12 protein-coding genes are annotated in these 20,076 nt (G+C 65.3%); 4 read left to right on the plus strand and 8 right to left on the minus strand.

Translation table 11 applies throughout. The features are described from left to right. Window positions 1-162: 162 nt before the first annotated feature. The 3 genes from HBF32_RS04170 to HBF32_RS04180 form a co-directional block, all read right to left on the minus strand. Window positions 163-2,601 carry a TonB-dependent receptor gene (locus tag HBF32_RS04170; RefSeq protein ID WP_166698359.1) on the minus strand — a complete coding sequence of 813 codons (2,439 nt, stop codon included), beginning with the start codon at window positions 2,599-2,601 and terminating at the stop codon, window positions 163-165. 148 nt (window positions 2,602-2,749) lie between these two features. Further along, entirely contained in the window at window positions 2,750-5,227 is a 2,478-nt protein-coding gene (locus HBF32_RS04175; RefSeq protein WP_166700424.1) for a glycoside hydrolase family 3 protein, read from the minus strand. 199 nt (window positions 5,228-5,426) lie between these two features. Beyond that, window positions 5,427-6,440 carry a LacI family DNA-binding transcriptional regulator gene (locus tag HBF32_RS04180; RefSeq protein WP_166698360.1) on the minus strand — a complete coding sequence of 338 codons (1,014 nt, stop codon included), beginning with the start codon at window positions 6,438-6,440 and terminating at the stop codon, window positions 5,427-5,429. 291 nt (window positions 6,441-6,731) lie between these two features. Here HBF32_RS04180 and HBF32_RS04185 point away from each other — a divergent pair, with 291 nt between their 5' ends. The 4 genes from HBF32_RS04185 (at window position 6,732) to HBF32_RS04200 (ending at window position 12,041) form a co-directional block, all read left to right on the plus strand. Next, on the plus strand, window positions 6,732-8,159 hold the full coding sequence (locus tag HBF32_RS04185) for an MFS transporter (RefSeq protein WP_240147898.1): 1,428 nt from the start codon (window positions 6,732-6,734) through the stop codon (window positions 8,157-8,159). 121 nt (window positions 8,160-8,280) lie between these two features. Further along, window positions 8,281-11,166, plus strand: coding sequence for a beta-galactosidase (locus HBF32_RS04190; RefSeq protein WP_166698362.1), 2,886 nt, complete (start codon window positions 8,281-8,283; stop codon window positions 11,164-11,166). Continuing rightward, entirely contained in the window at window positions 11,159-11,857 is a 699-nt protein-coding gene (locus tag HBF32_RS04195; RefSeq protein WP_166698363.1) for a hypothetical protein, read from the plus strand. Before HBF32_RS04190 ends, HBF32_RS04195 begins: the two co-directional genes overlap by 8 nt. Then, the gene (locus HBF32_RS04200; RefSeq protein WP_166698364.1) at window positions 11,850-12,041 is read left to right on the plus strand and encodes a zinc ribbon domain-containing protein; all 192 of its coding nucleotides are present in this window, start codon (window positions 11,850-11,852) and stop codon (window positions 12,039-12,041) included. The genes HBF32_RS04195 and HBF32_RS04200 overlap by 8 nt, the downstream gene beginning before the upstream one ends. Here the strand turns inward: HBF32_RS04200 and HBF32_RS04205 are convergent. From HBF32_RS04205 to HBF32_RS04225, 5 genes are all read right to left on the minus strand, one after another. After that, window positions 12,022-13,425 carry an ArnT family glycosyltransferase gene (locus HBF32_RS04205; protein WP_425482231.1) on the minus strand — a complete coding sequence of 468 codons (1,404 nt, stop codon included), beginning with the start codon at window positions 13,423-13,425 and terminating at the stop codon, window positions 12,022-12,024. The two genes, HBF32_RS04200 and HBF32_RS04205, sit on opposite strands and share 20 nt — an antisense overlap. A 433-nt stretch (window positions 13,426-13,858) precedes the next feature. Then, window positions 13,859-14,815, minus strand: coding sequence for an AraC family transcriptional regulator (locus HBF32_RS04210; protein ID WP_166698366.1), 957 nt, complete (start codon window positions 14,813-14,815; stop codon window positions 13,859-13,861). A gap of 101 nt (window positions 14,816-14,916) precedes the next feature. Next, on the minus strand, window positions 14,917-15,354 hold the full coding sequence (locus HBF32_RS04215; RefSeq protein WP_166698367.1) for a hypothetical protein: 438 nt from the start codon (window positions 15,352-15,354) through the stop codon (window positions 14,917-14,919). A 45-nt stretch (window positions 15,355-15,399) separates the two neighbouring features. Next, window positions 15,400-16,872, minus strand: a complete 1,473-nt coding sequence (locus HBF32_RS04220) for an efflux transporter outer membrane subunit (protein WP_166698368.1) — start codon at window positions 16,870-16,872, stop codon at window positions 15,400-15,402. After that, window positions 16,872-20,072, minus strand: coding sequence for an efflux RND transporter permease subunit (locus HBF32_RS04225; RefSeq protein ID WP_166698369.1), 3,201 nt, complete (start codon window positions 20,070-20,072; stop codon window positions 16,872-16,874). Before HBF32_RS04225 ends, HBF32_RS04220 begins: the two co-directional genes overlap by 1 nt. Between the last annotated feature and the right edge of the window lie 4 nt (window positions 20,073-20,076).

The following is a 20,076-nucleotide window of genomic DNA, read 5'->3' on the forward strand; positions in this document are numbered from 1 at the left end:
CACCGGTGTTGCATGACGAAGAGAAAGAAACGCCGGGCCGCTTATGCGGGCCCGGCAAAAAAGCCATTCGCGGGAGAGAGAAGGCGACGCTCCTTCGAGCGCCGCCTGCGGAACGGCAAGCGTCAGGTGTCGCCCGCGTCCTACGGGACGCGATGCATCACCTCAGAACCAGACACCGACCTGCACGCCGTACGTACGCGGCGCGAGGTACTGCGACACGTACTGCAGCGATCCGTCGGACATCAGGAAGCGGCCGGCGCTGGTGCGGATCTTTTCGTCGGACACGTTCTGCACGTACGCATTGACCCACCACTTGTCGCCCGGCTCGCTGTAACGCAGCGACAGGTCGCCGCGCGTGTACGCCTTCTGCCGGTCGCCCGAACCCAGGTTGAAGTAGCTCAGCCACTGCGAACTCTGGTACTGCGCGCTGATGCGCGGCGTGAGGCGGCCGCCGTTGGCGAGGTGGAACGTGTGCTCGTAGATGCCGGTGAGCGACACGTTCGGCGCGTGCGGGAGATCGTTGCCGGTGACGTTCATGCAGTTGGCGAGGTTGGACTCGGGCGGGCATGCCGGCAGTCCCTGGTAGTCGTTTGAGCCGGCATAGACCAGCTTTCCGAGTTCCTTCTTCGGTATGGCCGAGAAGATCAGGTTGAAGCGATCGTTCGTCTGCTGGTAGGCCAGTTCCGTTTCGAAGCCGAGCACCTTGGTGCTGCCGCCCACGTTGGAAAAGCCCAGGCCGTGGTTGCCGTCCGGGTAGACGATCGGCGCGGAGAGCTGGAAGTTCTTGAAGTCCTCGTAATAGACGGCCGAGTTCCAGGTCATGTGGCCGTCGAGGAAGGTGAACTTGCTGCCGATTTCATAGTTGGTCAGCGTCTCGGGCTTGTACAGCGTGCCCGCGTCCTGGGTGCCGCCGGATTTATAGCCGGTGGATACGCTGGCGTAGAGCAGGCCGTTCTCGCTCACGTCGGTGTCCAGGCGCAGCAGCCAGGTTGGCTTGCTCTTGCTGTACTTGGCGGTATTCCGCTGCGAGATGGCGAAGCCGTTCGACGGATCCGGGTACACGTCCGGAGAGATCGGCACCTGCGGCACGGCCGGGTCGTATGCCCAGCCCCAGTTGATGCCGCCCTTGTTCTCCTTGGTGTCGTGCGACCAGCGCGCACCGCCGGTGAGTCGCCAATGGTCGCTCAGGTGCCAGGTGGCCTGGCCGAACAAGGCGTACGACTTCACCGTTTCCTTCGGCTGGATGAACGAGCCCTGCCAGCTCACGGTGCCGTAGCGCGTACCGTTCATGATGGGGATGTCGAAGCGGATGTCGTTGTCTTCGTAGCCGTAGTAGGCGCCGAGGATCCAGTCCAGGGTCTGCGGGCCGGTCGACTTCAGGTTTATTTCCTGGCTCCAGCTCTTGTAGTTGGAATCGTTGGTGCGGTCGTCCTGGTAGACGCCATTGGTGGTGAAGCTGGTGGGCACGCTGACGCCGACGTCCTGGTCGAAGTCGCTCTTGCCGGAGTATTTGTTGTAGCCGGCGATATAGCTGAGCTGCACACCGTCGTTGATGTTCCAGTCCATGCGGCTGCGCACCGTCTTCGACGTACGGTCCAGGTAGGGCGCCGTATCGATCAACGCGGACCAGAAATCCTGGCCCTGGCGGGGCGTCTGCATCAGGCTGAGGCTGGGCGTGCCGCGATCGGCGAAATACTCGTACGACAGGTTCCATTTGAACGCGTCGCTGGGTTGCCACAACGCGCTGACGCGCGCGGCGGACTGGTCCTGGGCGTTGTACTTGTCGCCGCCCTGCACGTACTGGCCGGGATCGATCGGCTTGAAGTTGGCCAGCGTGCCTCCGGAAGCGGGCGACGCAAGGTACGCCTGCTGCTGCGCCGCCAGGCTCGGCAGCTGGCCCGACGGCCTCTGGTAGTCGACGTAGCCGTCGTGCTGCTGGTGGACCGCGGCGACGCGCATGGCGAAGGTGTCGCTGATGGGCAGGTTGAACGCGGCCCTCGCGCCGGTCTGGTTGTAGTTGCCCGCTTCGACCTGCGCGTTGCCGTAGAAGCCCGCACCGATATCCGGCTTGGCCGTCTGGAAGCTGATCGCACCGGCCGTGGAATTACGGCCCCAGAGGGTACCCTGCGGGCCGCGGAGCGTCTCCACGCCTTCCATGTCCAGCAACAGGCCCGACGCGGCCTCGGCGCGAGGCGCGTAGACGCCGTCGACGAAGGTGGCGACCTCGGGATCGGCGTATTCGGTCTTGGCGCTGTCGTTGCCGATGCCGCGCAAGGTGAGGGTTACCACGCCGTGATCGCCCTGCGACGTGCCCTGCAGGCCGGGCACCAGCTTGGTCAGGTCCTGAACCGTCATGACGCGCTCCCTGTCGAGCGTGTCGACAGTGATCGCCGTTACCGCCACCGGCGTCTTCTGCAGCGGCGTCTCGCGCTTGGTCGCGGTCACCGAGACGGCATCGAGGTTCTGCACTTTCCTCTCGGCAGGTCCCGGATTACCGGATGGCGGGTTCTGCACCGTTGCTTCCTGGTCGGCCGCAAGCAGCGTGCCCGGAGCAAACGCGAGTGACATGGCGACATACAACAACTTGTGACGCAGATTCATCTTGCTCTCCCCATCAATCGTTCGGATCAGTCTTGTCCGCCGCATGCGCCGGCCATGACAAAGGTTTTTCCCAAACTCCCCAGCGATGCCCCATCGACGACGACGTCGCTGTCGTCGCCGAACGCCAAGGCATCGTTCCCCTAGCCCCTCATTGCCCGGCACCGTGTGCCGGGCACGCCAGCGTCCGGTCCGCCACCGTGCCGAGCGACACGTCGGCGATCGCAATCCGTGTTCCGGGACGACCGGACCATTCGAACGGGCGATCGATCTTGCCCATGCTCGCGCCGGCGTCGCGGAAACATTTCAGCGGGACGCCAAGCCGCATCCATTCCCCTCGAGGCAGCGTGGACAGCTGACTCCCGATGGATACCTGCCCGCTGCAACCGGTACCGCAGCCGACCCCGATCGTCGCGCTGTCCCCGGAAGGCACCGCGTCGATCCTCGTCGTGACGACGAGCAAAACGTCTCCGTTCGTCTCGCGCTCCACGTCGAGCGGCTCGGGTGCCACCAGTTCGATACGCGCGGCATCGGCGCCGGTACCCGACCAGACCAGCCCGCGCGCGTCCTCCTGTGCCTTGTAGTCGAGCGCGCCGATCTGCAGGCTGCCGTCTTTCGTCGCTGCCGGCACGGCGGCGACATTCGTGGCCACGCCGTTCGCGCCGGTCAGGCGCAACGCGAAACCCTGGGCCGGCTTGCCTTTGTTGAAATAGACGCCGGCCTGCCCCGTGCTCAATACGATTCCCGGGTCTTCGGGCAAGCTTCCGCCAGGCTTCTTATCGGCGTAGGTAAGGCCGAAGCCGTAAGGAAACTGCGGATGCCGGCCTTGCACGGCGCTGCCCGGCCACGCGTAGGGCAGCTTGCCGTGGAAGTCGTGCGCGACACGGCCGTCGCGGGAACGCAGCAGCACATCGGCGATGCCCTCCCCTTCGCTGCCGGGAAGCCATGCCACCACGAAGGCATCGGCGGCATTGATCTCGCGATTCAGCCACAGCGGCCGCCCGGTCAGGAACACGGCCGTCACCGGTATGCCCTGCCCGCGCAGCTTGCGCAGCAGATCGAGGTCGCGGTCGTTGCCCGGCCGGTATGCCAGGTTCGGCAAGTCGCCCTGGAACTCGGCGTAAGGGTCCTCGCCGAACACCACGATGGCGGCATCGGGTTTCCGTTGATAGTCGCCGTCCACCGACAGCTCGGCGCTTCCGCCCGCCGCCTCCACCTGTGCGCGGAGGCCGGCCCAGATGGACGTGGCTCCCGGGAAATTCGCGTTGGTCAGACCCGTACCTTGCCAGGTCAGTGTCCAGCCGCCGTTCTGTTTGGAAATGTTGTCTGCGCCGTCGCCGGCGACCAGGATGTGCTTGCGCGGATCGATCGGTAGCGTGTCCCTGTCGTTCTTCAGCAGCACCAGCGACTCGCGGACCGCCCGACGGGCCACCGCGCGATGCGCTGGACTCCCGACCACCTCCGCGGACTTGACCGCCAACGGGTTGGCCGAGGGCAATCCCGCCTCGAACAGGCCTGCGCGCATCTTCACCCGCAGGATGCGCGTCACGGCATCGTCCACCCGGCTCATCGGGATGACGCCGGCTTTCACCTCGGCCAGGGTGTTCTTGTACAGCCCCTTCCAGGAATCGGGCGCTTCCAGCATGTCCAGCCCGGCGTTGTATGCGGCGGCGCAGTCCTCGTTCGTGCAGCCGGGTACCTGTCCGTGCGCGTTCCAGTCGCCCAATACGATCCCGTCGAAGCCCATGCGCTCCTTGAGCACATCGGTGATCAGGGACTTGTTGCCGGCCATCTTCACCCCGTTCCAACTGGAGAACGAGACCATGACCACCTGCACGCCAGCCTTGATCGCCGGCGGGTAGCCTGCTGCGTGCACGTCACGCAAGGTCGCCTCGCTGACCCGGGCGTCGCCCTGGTCCTTGCCATCGTGGGTGCCGCCGTCGCCGACGAAGTGCTTGGCCGTGGCGATGACGTGTCCGGCATCCAGAAACTGGGGCGTACCGGCTTTGCCTTCCAAGCCGCCGATCACGGCGGCGGCGTATTGCGCCACCAGCGCCGGATTCTGCGAGTAACCTTCGTACGAACGGCCCCAGCGCACGTCCTGCGGCACCGTGAGCGTCGGCGCGAACGTCCAGCCGATGCCGCTCGCGCGAAGTTCCTGCGCGGTGACCTCGCCGATCTCATGCACCAACGACGGATCGCGCATGGCGCCCAACCCGGCGTTCTGCGGAAAGAGCGTGCTTCCGACCAGGTTGTTGTGACCATGCACGGCATCGATGCCGAACAACACCGGGATGGCCAATCCTCCTTGCGACGTGTCCATCGAGGCGCGGTAGAACGCATCGGACAGGGCTTGCCATTGCGACGCGACGGGGAACGGTTGTCCCGGCGGTTTGGAGTTGCCACCCGCCAGGACCGACCCCAGCCGGTATTCGCGCACATCGTCCGGCGTGACCGATTTGATGTCGGCCTGGATCATCTGGCCGACTTTGTCCGCCACCGACATCTTCATCAACAACGCCCGGATGCGGGATTCGATCGCGGGATCGGGCGGCAGCGGCGAATGACCTTGCGGCCATTGACCGGGATGCACGACGGTCGCCTCGCCAGCCATGCCCGGAACGGCCATGAGCAGCGCTCCGGCAAAGGAAAGCGCGGCGGGAACGCTCCGCAGGAACCGGCTCGATGAGTGCGGCAATGGCACGACAAAGCTCCTTGCTGGCGCACCGGCGGCACGCTCCGGGTCGCATGGTGGCAGGAATGACAGCGCTGTCAATCTTGCTTTGCAGCATCGCCGCCGCGCTTGTCGCGCGGTAGGCGGCGTCACTTCAGGGTGCGATGGCGGTGGAGCCGCGGATCTGCAGCGAGAACGGAACCTGTACCAGCCGCCCGGTTCCGTGGCCGCGCAAGACGCTCAACAGTTGTTCGGCCGCGATCTTCCCCATCTCCCGACTGGGTTGCTCGACGGTCGTGAGCGCCGGCCAGAGCTGACGCGAGAGCGGCGTGTCGTCGAAGCCGCAGACCGAGAGGTCATGCGGCACTTTCAAGCCGTACTCCCCCGCCGCCCACATCACGCCGGTGGCCATGTCGTCATTGGCGGCAAACACCGCCGTCGGCCGCTCGGGCAATGAAAACAGTTGCCGTGCCGCCTCCACACCGGAGCCGAATGTAAATGCGCCCTGCACCACCAGCGACGGATCCTCCGGCAGGCCCGCGGCGGCCATCGCGTCGCGATAGCCCGCCAGTCGCCAACGGCTGGCACCGTGATCGGCGATGCCGAGCACATGGGCGATCCGCCTGTGGCCCAGCCCAAGGAGGTGCTCCACGATCGCGCGCGCGGCGCGCTGCTCGTCCATCGTCACGCCCACCGTCTTGCCGCGCCGGAGCGGCGACACACTGGCGTAGGGCACGTCGCGCTCGCGCAGGCGTTTCAGCAGCGGCGCATAGTCGGTAATCGGCGGCGTCAGCACGACACCGTCGGGATGATGGTCGGAAATGAGCGCGTCGAAGCGGCGGATGAAATCGGCATCGCGCATGCGCAGCGGGCGCACCATCATGCTGTAGCGATGTGCGTCGCAGGCCTCGAGCACGCCATCCTGGATCTCGGCCAGGTAGGTCGACGCCGGGTTGTCGTTGTTATCGTACAGCATGGCGATCAGGAACGAGCGTTTGCCCGCCAGGCTGCGTGCCGACGGATTCGGGCGATAGTCCATCGCCTCCATGGCGGCACGCACGCGCTGACGCGTGGCGTCGGTCACGTTGGCCTCGTCATTGAGCACGCGCGACACCGTCTTGGGCGATACGCCGGCTGTGCGCGCCACGTCTTCGAGGCGTACCCGCATGGATTCTCCGCTGTCATCACGCTGTCGGGCGACTATGCCGCCAGTCCCCTCTCCTTTACAAGGACGATGGGGGGCCTCCATGCTGCGACCGCAGCATGCGGGATGGGCCGGGCCATGACATAACTGTTGCTGGAGGAGGTCACCCATGATCCGGATCAACCACAGTGCGGGCCGGCTCCGCGCATGCTGAGCCCGTCGCCGACCGAGGTCGCCTCGCGGCACGCCATCCATGCGCGCGACCAGGCGCGGAAGACCGAAAAATCGTCACTGTCGTTCTGGCAGATATGGAACATGTGCTTCGGCTTCGTCGGCCTGCAATTCGGCCTCGCGTTGCAGAACGCGAACGTCAGCCGGATCTTCCAGACCCTCGGCGCGAGCGTTAACGACATCCCCGCCCTTTGGATCGCCGCACCGCTCACGGGGCTGATCGTCCAACCGATCGTCGGCCACTATTCCGACCGCACCTGGAATCGCCTCGGCCGGCGCCGGCCCTACTTCCTGGCCGGAGCGGTGTTTGCCTCTGTCGCCCTCCTGTGGATGCCGAACGCGCCTGCGCTGTGGATGGCGGCGGGTCTGCTCTGGATCCTGGATGCGTCGATCAACGTCTCGATGGAACCGTTCCGCGCGCTGGTCGGCGATCAACTGCCCACGCGCCAGCGCCCCATCGGCTACGCGATGCAGAGTTTCTTCATTGGCGCCGGTGCCGTGGTCGCCTCCATCCTGCCCTGGGTCCTGGCCCGGTTCGGGGTCGCGAACGTGGCTGCGGACGGAGGCATCCCCGATACGGTGAAGTACGCGTTCTACGGTGGCGGCGCGGTACTGCTGGGCGCGGTGCTCTGGACCATCCTGGTCACGCGCGAATACACGCCCGCCCAACTGCGGTCGTTTACCGATCACGTGCCCGAAGGGCCCTCGGTGGACGTATCGCGTGCCGGACGGCCGGGCCTGCTGCTGCTCTCGGCCGGCATCGCGATACTGTTCGCGATCGGGTATTTCGGACTGGAAAAGGAGGTCTACCTGCTGGCCGCGGGGCTGATCGCGTTCGGTCTCCTGCTTACCTGGCTCGGGCGCACCCGCAGCCGCGGCATGCTGCGCGAGGTGATGGGAGACCTCTACGGCATGCCCGGCTCGATGCGCCGGCTGGCCGGGGTCCAGTTGTTCTCGTGGTTCTCGCTGTTTGCGATGTGGATCTACACCACCGCGGGCGTGACCCAGACGATTTACGCCACCACCGATACCGCCTCCTCCGCCTATAACGAGGGAGCCAACTGGGTCGGCGTGCTGTTCGCCGCGTACAACGGATTCGGAGCGCTGGCCGCGGCGGTCATCCCCCTCATGGTGCGGCGATGGGGCCTGCGGATCAGTCACGTGACGAATCTGTGCCTTGGCGGAGCGGGACTGCTCTCTTTCCTCTTTATCCGCGATCCGCACTGGCTGCTCGCGTCGATGGCCGGTGTCGGCTTCGCCTGGGCCTCGATCCTCTCGCTGCCTTACGCGTTGCTCTCCGACAGCGTGCCGACCGCGAAGATGGGCGTCTACATGGGCATCTTCAACTTCTTCATCGTGATTCCGCAGGTGCTCGCCGCCAGCGTCCTGGGCCTGCTGCTGCGACTTTGCTTTCGCAACCAGCCTATCTGGGCGCTCGGCCTGGGCGGAGCCGGCCTGCTCGTCGCCGCCTTGTGCACGCTGTACATCCCCGAGCCCGAACGCCGGACATAAGCGAGCGCGCGGCGCGCGTTCCCGGCTCGGAGACGAATTACCCAAAGTTGCATAAATACCCAATCTCACCCATCCTTTCCGCGACGCCGCAGGGCGCGCTGTCGTCGATCGGAGGGTGGGTATGATCTCGTTTCGCTGGGCCGGCGTCGCGCTGGCGCTATGGGGCGCATCGAGCGCCATGGCGGCGCCCGCGCATACCGTCACGTATGACCGTTACTCGCTCATCGTCGACGGGAAGCCCATGTACCTCTGGTCGGGCTCGTTCCATTACTGGCGGCTGCCGTCCCCCGACCTCTGGCTCGACGTATTGCAGAAGATGAAGGCCGCCGGCTTCAACGCCGTGGAGATCTACTTCGACTGGGGCTACCACTCGCCTCGACGGGGCGTCTACGACTTCTCCGGCATCCGCGACGTGGATCGCCTGCTCGACATGGCGCGCGACGTCGGCATCTATGTCATCGCGCGCCCGGGCCCATACATCAATGCGGAAACCGATGCGGGCGGCTTTCCCGGATGGCTGGTGACCACGGCGGGCAAGCCGCGCTCCACCTCGCCCGAATACACCGCGGCATACCGTGAATGGATGACGCAGATCGACCGGATCATCGCGCGTCATCAGGTCACCGACGGCCGCGGCACCGTTCTGCTCTACCAGGTCGAGAACGAACTCTACGACGAGTCGGCCGACACCCGCCGCTACATGCAGGATCTCGAGGACAAGGCACGCGCGGACGGCATCACCGTGCCGCTCACGGGCAACCATAACGGCAATTTCGTCCAGGGGCTGGGCGCGACCGATATCCCGGGCCACGATTCCTATCCGCTCGATTTCGACTGCACGCGTCCGGAACGCTGGAACGCCATCTACGACTTCAGCGCCGAGCGTCGGGAACTCACGCGCACGCCGCTGTTCTTTCCGGAATACCAGGGTGGCGCGTTCGACGTCTGGGGCGGCCCGGGTTACGCGGCCTGCCGCGCGCTCACCGGGCCGGCCTTCGAGCGCGTGTTCTACGAGTCGGTCATGGCGGCCGGATCGACGATGCAGAACTTCTACATGACCTACGGAGGCATCAACTGGGGCTGGTTGTCGTCGCCGGGCGTGTATACGTCGTACGACTACGGTGCCGCTATCACGGCCAGCCGCCAGCTCACGCCCAAGTACGACCAGCAGAAGCTCATCGGCTACATGACGCGTGCGGTGGCACCGCTGGCCCGGACGGATGCAATCGGTACCTCGGTGCCGGACAACCGGCGCCTTCAGGTCACCGCGCGGATCAATCCGGACGACGGCACGCGCTTCTACTTCCTGCGTCATGCGGAGGCCCAGGATACGAGCGACGATGCCACGCACCTCAAGATCGTGTTGAACGATAGGGGCGAAACCACGATTCCGGAGCAACCCGGTACCACGATCCATATCGCCGGACGCGATGCCAAGGTCTTGCTGGCCGATTATCGCTTTGGAAAGCAAAGCCTCGCCTATTCCACGTCGGAGCTGCTGACCCAGCTGCGGCTGGGTACACGCGACCTGGCTGTTTTTTATGGCCGTCACGGCGAAGACGGCGAGACCGTCCTGCGTTATCCGTCCGAACCGAAGACACGGGTCCTCCAAGGCAAGGTGACGACACACTGGGATGCTGCCACGCATTCGCTGCGGCTCAATTACCGCCACGACGGCCTGGCACGAGTGGCCATCGATCAGGGCGATACCTCATTGCTCCTGTTGGTCGGCGACAACGAGGCCGCCATCCGGTTCTGGCAGCTGGACACGGTGGATGGCCCGGTGCTGGTTCGCGGTCCCTACCTTGTACGCGGTGCCGTTCGCTCGGGCGACACCATCGCGCTCACCGGCGATACCGACCAGGCGGGCGAGGTGGAGTTGTTCGGCCTTCCCGACACGCGGCACGTCTCCTGGAACGGTGTGCCGGTCGACACCGTTACGACGGCGTCTGCCAGCCTGCTTGCCCATGTCGATGGACCGGCGCCCGTATCGCTTCCCCGCCTCGAGAACTGGCGAGTGAGCGATGGTGCGCCGGAGATCGCACCCACATTCGACGACAGCGGCTGGCTCACCACCGACCGCACCAGCTCGCCTAATCCGTACTGGAACCATCGGCTGCCGATCCTCGACAGCGATGCCTACGGCTTCCACCACGGCAATGTGTGGTATCGCGGACATTTCCGGGCGACCGGCAAGGAGATCGGCATCCGCCTGTCCGCCAACATGGGGGTGCATCTGGGTAACCACGGCATCTTCACCGCGTGGCTCAACGGCCATTTCCTCGGCAACAACCCCAGCGGCGCGCAACAGTTCGCCATCGACCCGGCCTGGTTGAAGAAAGGCGGCGACAACGTCACCGCGGTGCTGGTGGACAACCACGGCCATCTCCAGGAGGAGCACAACGGTGCTTTCCGCGAGCCGCGCGGCCTCCTGTCGGCCACCTTTGCCAACGCCGCCACCGACATCCAGTGGAAGATCCAGGGAAACCTCGGAGGGGAAAACCTGCCCGACCCCATGCGGGGCCCGTTCAACGCGGGTGGCCTGTACGGAGAACGCATGGGCTGGCAGATGCCCGGCTTCGCCGATGCGAAGTGGGAAACCACCACCTTGCCGCATGCCACCGACAAGCCTGGCGTCGACTGGTACCGCACCACCTTCCGTCTCGACCTGCCTGCCGGACAGGACGTACCGATCGCCTTGCGCATCCACGATCTGGCGTCCCATCACTACCGCGCCATCGTCTTCATCAACGGCTGGCAGATCGGTCGGTATATCAGCGACGTCGGACCGCAGACCGATTTCGAGCTGCCTTCCGGGCTGCTGAACCCGCACGGAAACAACACCATCGCCATCGCCGCCTGGAGCACCGCGCACGACGGCGGCCTGGGCGAGGTATCGCTGGTGCTGCAGGGCAATTACCGGACCTCGCTTGTTCCCAACCCGCCACCTTTTGCAAGCGATAGACTGCCCGCCACAGACCTGCCCGACCAAGGCCGACATGACTGACGCCCTCGAAAGCCGGCACTACCGCCTCTCCGCCTACTGCATACTTTTCTTTGTGGCCGTGCAGACATTCCAGGAGCTGGGTTCTCGCTTCTGGATCCCCGAGGCTCAGGGACCGGAGCAGGAGCTCCTGGTTTACCTGCTGACGATCGACCGCGTGCGCGCCCTGCTCGTCCTGCTGTCGATCATCCTGCTGGTCGTGCCTTACACGGTCATTGCCGTGCGTTACGCGGGCCGGCTACCCGTGGTGGCGATCATCGGGTTTACCGGCATGCTTGGTTTCGTCGGGTTCGAGATATTGCACAGAAGCGTCGATTACTTCGTCGTTGGACGCCAATGGGCGACGGCGCTGGAAGCATCCGGGGGCGCCGGCTCCAATCCAGCGATCCTCGCCCAGTATGTATTGTGGAGCGGCTTCGCGCGTGGTCTCTACTTCCCGCTGATGCTCTCGTATATGGGATGTTCCATCGCTTTCTTCTACGCGACGATGCGCGATAAAGGTATGTGGGCACGGTTGGCCTCGTTTGCATTTGCGCTGAATGCGCTACGACTGCTCGCGAGGATGACCAGCACCTACGGCGGCGCGACCTGGCTCGATCCCATCAACAACACGGCGTACTTCCCATTCGTATTTGTGATAAACAGCCTGCTCGCCACGTGGCTATTCCACCTTGCAGGTCGCACCCGTGAATGAGTTTACCGACATCGCATGTCCCTACTGCGGCGAGATCATCGAGGTGGTCGTGGATGTCTCCGCAGGGAGCCAGACTTATATTGAGGATTGCCAGGTGTGCTGCCGCCCGATCACGATCCGGCTAACCGTGGATGAAGGCGACGAATCCTTCACGGTTTCCGCCTTTACGGAGAACGACGGCTAGGCTGGACCTGTTCGAGGTCGGCTGCCGGTACCAGGCCGGCCCAACCGTCGGTCAGTACGAGCGCGGCATTCACTAGCGGATGGAGCCGACCGTGGCTGGCATGGACAAGTGCGTAGCCTTGCGGATTGGATTCGATCCAGGCTGCCTTTTCGCCGATCACGGGCAAGGGCTTCTGCAATCTCGCCAGGTAATTGACAAGACCGGGCTCGCCGCTCGTCACGGCGACCGCGACGCCGTCGCGCTGGAGTGCCGCGACGACCGTCGCCAGTCGCTGCGGGTCCATGCGGGCCTTCAAATGGGTCCCGAGAAGCAGCACGATCGATACCAGCGAGAGTAGCGCCGCGCACGAGGCGCGCATGAGGCGCTCGCGCTCGGGAGCCGCCTTCCACATCGTGAGCGAGGCACCGGCCAGGAGCAGCGTGGCAGAGGTGATGGCCGCGATATACCACGAGGCGTTCCCCTGCAGGCCGATGACGGCGGAGGCGGCGAGCCACGCCCAGGCCACGGCGGCCAGCAACAGAAGCAGGCGCACACGGCCGAGCGCGAAGATCGCGGGTACTCTTTCGTGCATGGCCGACAACAGGAGCGCGACGCCCGGAAGCAGCGGAATGAGGTAGTGGACCTGTTTCCCGCTGACCAGCGAAAAGCCTGCGAGCGCCGGTAGCGATGCGGCCACGCCGAGCCGGGCCACCTTGTTCTTCGACACGCCGTGAAAAGCGGCTGCCGCCTGGCGCCATCTCAGCAAGAGCGACCACGGCAGGAGAAATGGCAGCAGCAAGGGAATGTACCAATACCAACCGCGCCTGTGATCGAAGCTTTCGGCCACTCGGCCTACCGATTGATGTATCAAGGTGTCTGCGATCGATGTGCCGTGGAAACGCGAAGCGCTCACCGCCGCCCAGACCGCCAGGGGCAGCGCCGCGATCACGAGTCCCACCAACAGGCCCTTGGTCATCCGTCCCGCGTGACCAAGGGGACGGCCATGCCACCAGCGCATGAGCAGGATGGGGCCGGCCATATGCAGAAGATACACCGGGCCTTTCGCCAGGAGGCCGAATGCGACGACGACGAGGAAGAACGCGTACCTTGGCCAGCGCCGGTCATGCAGCCATTGCACGAGGCCGAGGAGCCCCAGTGCCACGAAGCAAAGCAATGGAACGTCGAACATGACCACGGGGGAAAACGCGCCGAAGACGACGAACGGAAGCATCAGCCAGCCTGCGGATGCGGGATCGCGATGCCCCAGCACCCCGGCGATTCGCGACGTCGCGGCCACGGCGCCCGCGGCGAAAGCCACGCATACCAGGCGCGCGGCCAGCGTCGATACTCCAAAAAGCGACCATGCGGCATTGACGAGCCAGAACAGCAACGGCGACTTGTCCATATACGGCAAGTCGTTCAACGTCAGACCGATGGCGTTGCCGGTCCGGCGCATTTCCCACGCGATGGAAAGGTACCGGGTCTCGTCGATCGGGATGGGGGGAAGCATCGCGGCGGGGATCGTCCAAAGCAGCGCGACCGCCCACGGACGATGCTTCAACCCGTCGAGGAACAGATGAAGATTCTTCATGCGCGAAAGCGTATTCGTCGCTCGCGTGAAGGATTGGTCACGCCCCATCCGGTTCGACCTGATGTCGTGCGAAGAATCCAGAGATACGGCGTCACAGGGCCGTGCGGCAGGTTGCGGGCCGCTCAGGAGACGTGCCCGAAACGGGCACTCTTCCCGGAAGCGACATGAGAAAATTCCGAGCAACTCGCACACGGCCATCGTGGCGGCGATCGACTCACTCCACGGCTCAATCGAATGCCGCGGAGGATCAAGCCAGGGCTTCGATGTCGCGGGCCAGACGACGCCAGTTTCCCGGTGTCATTCCCATCTTGCCGGTGAACGCACGCCGGAACGCGGCCACGGATCGATAGCCGACCGTTTCCGCCACGGACTCGGTCGTCGTCGCCGGTTTCTTCAGTTCATTCGCGGCCAGGCTCATGCGGATATCGGCGAGCAGGTCGATGGCGGAGCGCCCGAGCATGTCCTGGAAGTGCCGCATGAAGGTGGCCCGCGACATGCTGCACAGCTCGGCCAGGTCGGGCAGGCTCCACGGCCGTGCCGGCTCGGCGAACATCGCCGCTACCGCGGGAGCGAGTCGTGGATGGCCTGCGAGGGCCAGCAGGCCTGTGGGAGCCTCGTCGGATTCGCTCGCCGCGCGAAGGGAGAGCGTGAACAATGCCGCGGTGAGCGCGTTGAGGATCGCATGCCCACCGAGTTTGTCGCCCGTGGACTCCAGGCGCATCAGTTCGAGGAGGCTGGCCAGGTGACTGGCGGCCGATCCGGCCCCCTCCTGCCCCATGGCGCGCACCACGAGCGCCGTGGGCAAATAATCGCGGATCAGCTGATTGTGTGGCGGCTCGATGAAGAAGCGCCCGCACAGCATGTCCAGGGGTTCGCCCGGACCGCCGTTTTCCTTGAGCGTCCATCCCCCGGGGCCCCGTCTTTCATGGACTTCCGCCGGCGCATGGCCGCTGCCGTCGTGCAGCACATAAGCGGAACCGTGGGGCAAAAGCACGATATCTCCCGCCAGCAACTCCCTGGACACGCCGGCTTCCAGGTCCTCGATGACAGCCCTGCCCCTCAGCACGGCGTGGTAGGGAATCTCATGCGGTGCGGCGCGCGTGCGGTCGACACGCCACGGCGCACCGTAGACGCACCGGACCTCCAGCTGCCCGGTGACTGTGATCATATGGAGGAGTTGGCTTAGCCAGTCGGCTTCGGGCATGGCAGCGAGACCCGCATCGGCGCGGTGATCGATATGCTGCGCCTGCGGGCCCGCCGTTGATAAGAACCAAGAACGCGTTTCCCGGATGTACCGTGCCGCTTTTACGCCTCGGCCGCGTTGATCGCCGAACGCACGCTCAACTCGTACCAGTGCTCCTTCCCACGCTCGTCGTGGAACTTGCGCAAGACCGGAGCCAGTTCGTTGTCCACGCACCATGTATCGAATACCCGCCAGGCGGCGTGGTACGGATGCGTCGGATTGCGGATGTCGTAGTCGGACGTCCAGCGGAAGGTCTGCAGGATCAGCGCCACGGTGTTGTTGTGACCCGCTCCCAACCGCACGGGTATCACCTCCGCGCCGGCGAGAATGCGCATCGTGAACTCCGTGCGGACCGTGTCGAAGAACTCCTGCACCTGGCGCAGATCGCGTTCGCCGCACGGCCCATGGAGATGGGCGTCCCGCTCCAGCGCCTTCATGCAGTCGGCTTTCGCGCAGGTCTCCGTGATGTGCAGCATGGCGCCCAACGTAGTGGCTGGCATGGTCATGACCTCGGCTCGGCAAGGGGGTGGAGAGACATCGGTGGCTCAGGGTCTGGCAAGGGCGACGGGCGATGGGGTATCGCCCCACCCTCCTCCCAGCGCCCGGATCAGGTTCACCGTCGCGCTGGCCTGCTCTCCCCGCAACCGGATGTCGCCGAGACGCGTGCCAAGCACGACGCGCTCCGAGTCCAGGACGTTGAGATAGGCAACGGAGCCGTCCTCATATTGCACTTTCGACAGATCGAAGGCGCGCGAGGCCGCGCTCACGGCATCGCCCTGCACCGTGGTCTGCGTTGCCAGGATGCGCAGGGCGGACAGGCTGTCCTCCACCTCGCGGAAGGCCAGTAACACACGGCCGCGATAGTCGGCCACGCTCTCCTCGTAGCGAGCCTTCGCGCCTTCCAGGTTGCCTTTGCGTACGCCACCGTCGAAGAGCGGGAGGTTGACCGCCGTACCCACCAGCGGCCCCAGCAGGAATGTCCGGCTGGACCACTTGAACACGTTCGAAAGGCTTTCGGCTTCGTAACCGCCGGTACCCGTCAGGTTGATCGAAGGGAAGTACGCGGCCCTTGCGACACCGATGCGCGCATTCGCGGCTGCCATGGCACGCTCCGCCGCGGATACGTCCGGGCGCCGTTCCAGCAGGGCGGAAGGAAGTCCGGCGGGAATGCGCAGGACCACCGGCTTCAGCGGCGAGGCGGCGAGGCTGAAGCCCGCGGGCGCCTTGCCCAGCAGGACCGCAAGCGCGTGCTCCGCATCGGCGCGCGCCCGCTGGACGGTCATGGCGTCCGAACGTGCCGAAGCGAGCTCGGCCTCGCTCTGCGCGACTTCGAGATCCGTCACTTCGCCGGCTTCGCTCCTGTGCCTGACGAAGTCGGCGGTCTCGCTTCTCAGTTGGATCGCCCGGCCATAGACCTCGAGTTCCGCATCCAGCTCGCGCAAGCGGAAGTAGTCGAGCGCCACCTCGGCCTGCAGGACGAGCTGCACCGAACGGAACAATGCTTCGGTCTGCTGCGTGTCCGCGTGCGCGGCATGGACGCTCGAGGCCACGCGGCCGAAGAGGTCGGCTTCGTAAGAGGCGTTTGCCTGCGCACGCCATACGGTCTGCGCCTCCGGGCGCATGCCGTTACGGGGTACGCCGAGGGATTCGGGCGCATTCTGCTGCCGCGTCGGGCCGACGCCGGCGGAAATGCCGGGGAAGCGATCCGCGTTCGTACGGCGCTCTACCGCGCGGGCCTCCTTGACCCGGGCTGCGGCGGCGGCGAGATCGAGGTTGCCGGCCAAGGCCTCGGCTTCCAGGCGATCGAGCACCGCGTCGCCGAATACTTTCCACCATTCGCCGCGTGCCGCCGCTTCGGATGGCAACGCCGGTTGCCAGTGTCCGGTCGCATCGTCCTTGAGTGCTTCCTTGTAGGCTGCCGGCGCGTTCACCTCCGGCACCGTGTACTTCGGGGCCAACGAGCAGCCGCCCAGGCCCGTCGCGATCATGACGGCGATGAGAGTCGATGACGGACGCATCAGGCGGTCCTCCCCGGCATGGCGTCTTCGATGCCGATGACGCGCCCGTTTCTTCCGTGCTTGTCCTCCAGCTGGTGCCCGCCGGCCAGGCGACGAAGGAGCACGTAGAACACCGGCGTCAGCAACAGGCCGAACAAGGTCACGCCCAGCATGCCGAAGAACACGGCGACACCCATGGCATGGCGTGTCTCCGAGCCTGCGCCATGGGAAAACACCAGCGGGACCACGCCCATGATGAAGGCGATGGACGTCATCAGGATCGGACGCAGACGCAGGCGACTCGCTTCGATCGCGGCGTCCACGATGGACCGGCCCTGGATCTCGAGTTCGCGCGCGAATTCCACGATGAGGATCGCGTTCTTGGAAGCCAGGCCTACCAGGACCATGAGTCCCACCTGGGTAAAGATGTTGTTGTCACCGTTATCCAGCCACACGCCGAGCAAGGCGCAGAGGAGGCTCATCGGCGCGATCAGGATCACGGCCAGCGGCAGGGTCAGGCTCTCGTAGAGGGCCGCGAGCGCCAGATAGACGAGCAACAGGCTCAGCGGGAAGATCACGAACGACGCGTTGCCGGCGATGATCTGCTGGTAGGTGAGGTCCGTCCATTCGAGGCGGAAGCCGCGTGGCAATGTCTCGGCGGCCACCCGCTCCACCGCTGCCTGGGCTTCGCCGGAAGAATAGCCGGGAGCCGGTCCCCCGTTGACGTCGGCGGCCAGGTAGCCGTTGTACCGCACGACCGATTCCGGACCGAACGTCCGGGATACCTTCACCAGCGAGCCCAGCGGGATCATCTCCCCGGCCGCGTTACGCGTCTTCAGCAGTCCGATGTCCGTCGGATGCGCGCGGAATGGCGCATCCGCCTGCACGCGGACCTGGAATACACGGCCGAAGCGGTTGAAGTCGTTGACGTACTGCGAGCCCAGGAACACCTGCATGGTGTTGAACACGTCGGTAACCGACACGCCGAGCTGTTTCGCGTTATCGCGGTCCAGGTCCACGTTGAGCTGCGGCACGTCGATCTGGTAGTTGCTGAACGCCGGGCCCAGTTCGGGGGTCCTGGCCGCCTTCGCCAGGAACGCCCTGGTGACGTCGTTGAGCGCGGTGTATCCCTTGGCGCCGCGATCCTCGATCTGGAACTTGAAGCCGCCGAGGGTACCGAGGCCGAGCACGGGAGGCGGCGGGAACACGGCGATGTAAGCCCCCTTGATGGCGGCGTACTTCTGGTTCAGCGCCGCCACGATGGCGGTGGCCGACTCGGCCTCGCCGTGGCGCTCCGCGAACGGCTTGAGCTTCAGGAACATCACCACGGCGCTGGACGAGTTCACGAAGCCGTTCACTGAGAGCCCGGGGTGCTGCACGGCATGTTCCACGCCCGGCTGGGCCAGCCCGATCTTGCCCATCTCGCGGGTGATGGCGACCGTGCGATCGAGCGACGCGCCATTGGGCAATTGTGCCACCGCGACGATGTATTCCTTGTCCTGCAACGGGATGAAGCCTCCCGGGACGGTGTGCCCCATGAACGCCGCGAAGCCCAGGAGGACGAGATAGACCGCCACCATGAGGCCCTTGTGCCGGATGACGCGGGTGACTCCCGACCCGTAATGGTCGGAGCCGCGCCGGAACATCCGGTTGAAGGAACCGAAGAAGCGGCCAAGCACACGATCCATGACCCGGGTGAGGGCGTCCTTCTTCTCCTCCCGCCCTTTCAGCAGCAGCGCCGCGAGCGCCGGGGAAAGCGTGAGCGAGTTGAACGCGGAGATCACCGTGGAGATGGCGATGGTCATCGCGAACTGCTTATAGAACTGCCCCGTGAGGCCCGACATGAAGGCCAGCGGGACGAAGACGGCGACCAGGGTCAACGCGATGGCCACGATGGGACCGCTGACCTCCTGCATCGCCTGGTATGTCGCGTCGCGCGCGGGAAGGCCGGACTCGATGTTCCGCTCGACGTTCTCCACGACCACGATGGCGTCGTCGACCACGATGCCGATGGCCAGCACCATGCCGAACAGCGACAGCGTGTTGATCGAATAGCCGAGCAGCAACAGCAGCGAGAACGTGCCCACGATGGATACCGGCACCGCCAGCAGCGGAATCAGCGAGGCTCGCCAGGTCTGCAGGAACAGGATCACGACGAGGACGACGAGTGCGACCGCTTCGATGAGGGTATGGATCACCGCCTCGATGCTGGAACGGACGAAGGTCGTCGGGTCGTAGATGATGCTGTACTCGACGCCGGGCGGCATGTCCGCCTTCAGGTCTTTCATGGCCTCGCGAACGTCGTGCGATACGTGCAGGGAGTTCGCGCCGGGCAGCTGGAAGATCCACAGCGCGGCGGCCTCCTTGTTGTCCAGCAGGGCGCCCGATCCGAATTCGGCGGGACCGAGTTCCACGCGGGCCACGTCGCGCAGGTGGATGAGCGCACCATGCTCGCTCTTCAGGACGATGTCGCGGAATTCATCCTCGGTCTGCAGCCGCCCCTTGGCATTGATACTGAGCTGCAGGGGCACCTTTCCCGACATCGGCGACCCGCCGATGAGACCGGCCGCCACCTGGACGTTTTGCTCGCGTATGGCGCTCACGACGTCCGAGGCCGTGAGGTTGCGCTCGGCGAGCTTCTGCGGATCCAGCCAGACGCGCATGGCGTAATCGCCGGCTCCCTTGATGACGACCTGGCCGACGCCGGTGATTCGTTCCAGTCGTTCCTTGACGTTGATGAGGGCGTAATTGCGCAGGTACGTCTGGTCGTAACGGTTATCCGGCGATATCAGGTGCACGGCGAGCGTCAGGGTCGGCGACGACTTGATCGTCGTGACGCCCAGCAGCTGCACGTCGGGCGGGAGGCGCGGCAAGGCCTGCGCCACACGATTCTGCACCAGCTGCTGGTTCTTGTCCGGGTCGGTTCCGAGGCGGAAGGTGACCGTCAGTGCGATGTTGCCGTCGGCGCTCGCCTGGGACTGCATGTAGAGCATGCCTTCGACGCCGTTGATCTGTTCCTCGAGGGGCGCGGCGACGGTATCGGCGAGCACCTTGGGGTTGGCACCCGGATAGGAGGCATAGACGACCACCGAGGGCGGAACGACCTCGGGGTACTCGGAAATGGGCAGCTGGAATATCGCGATGACGCCCGCCAGCAGGATCAGGGTCGAGAGGACGCCCGCGAAGATGGGTCGGTCGATGAAAAAGCGGGAGATGTTCATGGCG

Origin of the sequence: Luteibacter yeojuensis (genome assembly GCF_011742875.1) — a bacterium.
GTDB lineage: Bacteria > Pseudomonadota > Gammaproteobacteria > Xanthomonadales > Rhodanobacteraceae > Luteibacter > Luteibacter yeojuensis.

Coding starts and splice junctions, on each gene's coding strand:
- HBF32_RS04185 (WP_240147898.1), top strand. CDS start 6,732: ATGTGCTTCGGCTTCGTCGGCCTGCAATTCGGCCTCGCGTTGCAGAAC.
- HBF32_RS04170 (WP_166698359.1), bottom strand. CDS start 2,601: ATGAATCTGCGTCACAAGTTGTTGTATGTCGCCATGTCACTCGCGTTT.
- HBF32_RS04215 (WP_166698367.1), bottom strand. CDS start 15,354: ATGCCAGCCACTACGTTGGGCGCCATGCTGCACATCACGGAGACCTGC.
- HBF32_RS04205 (WP_425482231.1), bottom strand. CDS start 13,425: ATGGACAAGTCGCCGTTGCTGTTCTGGCTCGTCAATGCCGCATGGTCG.
- HBF32_RS04175 (WP_166700424.1), bottom strand. CDS start 5,227: ATGGCCGTTCCGGGCATGGCTGGCGAGGCGACCGTCGTGCATCCCGGT.
- HBF32_RS04225 (WP_166698369.1), bottom strand. CDS start 20,072: ATGAACATCTCCCGCTTTTTCATCGACCGACCCATCTTCGCGGGCGTC.
- HBF32_RS04210 (WP_166698366.1), bottom strand. CDS start 14,815: ATGCCCGAAGCCGACTGGCTAAGCCAACTCCTCCATATGATCACAGTC.
- HBF32_RS04180 (WP_166698360.1), bottom strand. CDS start 6,440: ATGCGGGTACGCCTCGAAGACGTGGCGCGCACAGCCGGCGTATCGCCC.
- HBF32_RS04220 (WP_166698368.1), bottom strand. CDS start 16,872: ATGCGTCCGTCATCGACTCTCATCGCCGTCATGATCGCGACGGGCCTG.
- HBF32_RS04190 (WP_166698362.1), top strand. CDS start 8,281: ATGATCTCGTTTCGCTGGGCCGGCGTCGCGCTGGCGCTATGGGGCGCA.
- HBF32_RS04195 (WP_166698363.1), top strand. CDS start 11,159: ATGACTGACGCCCTCGAAAGCCGGCACTACCGCCTCTCCGCCTACTGC.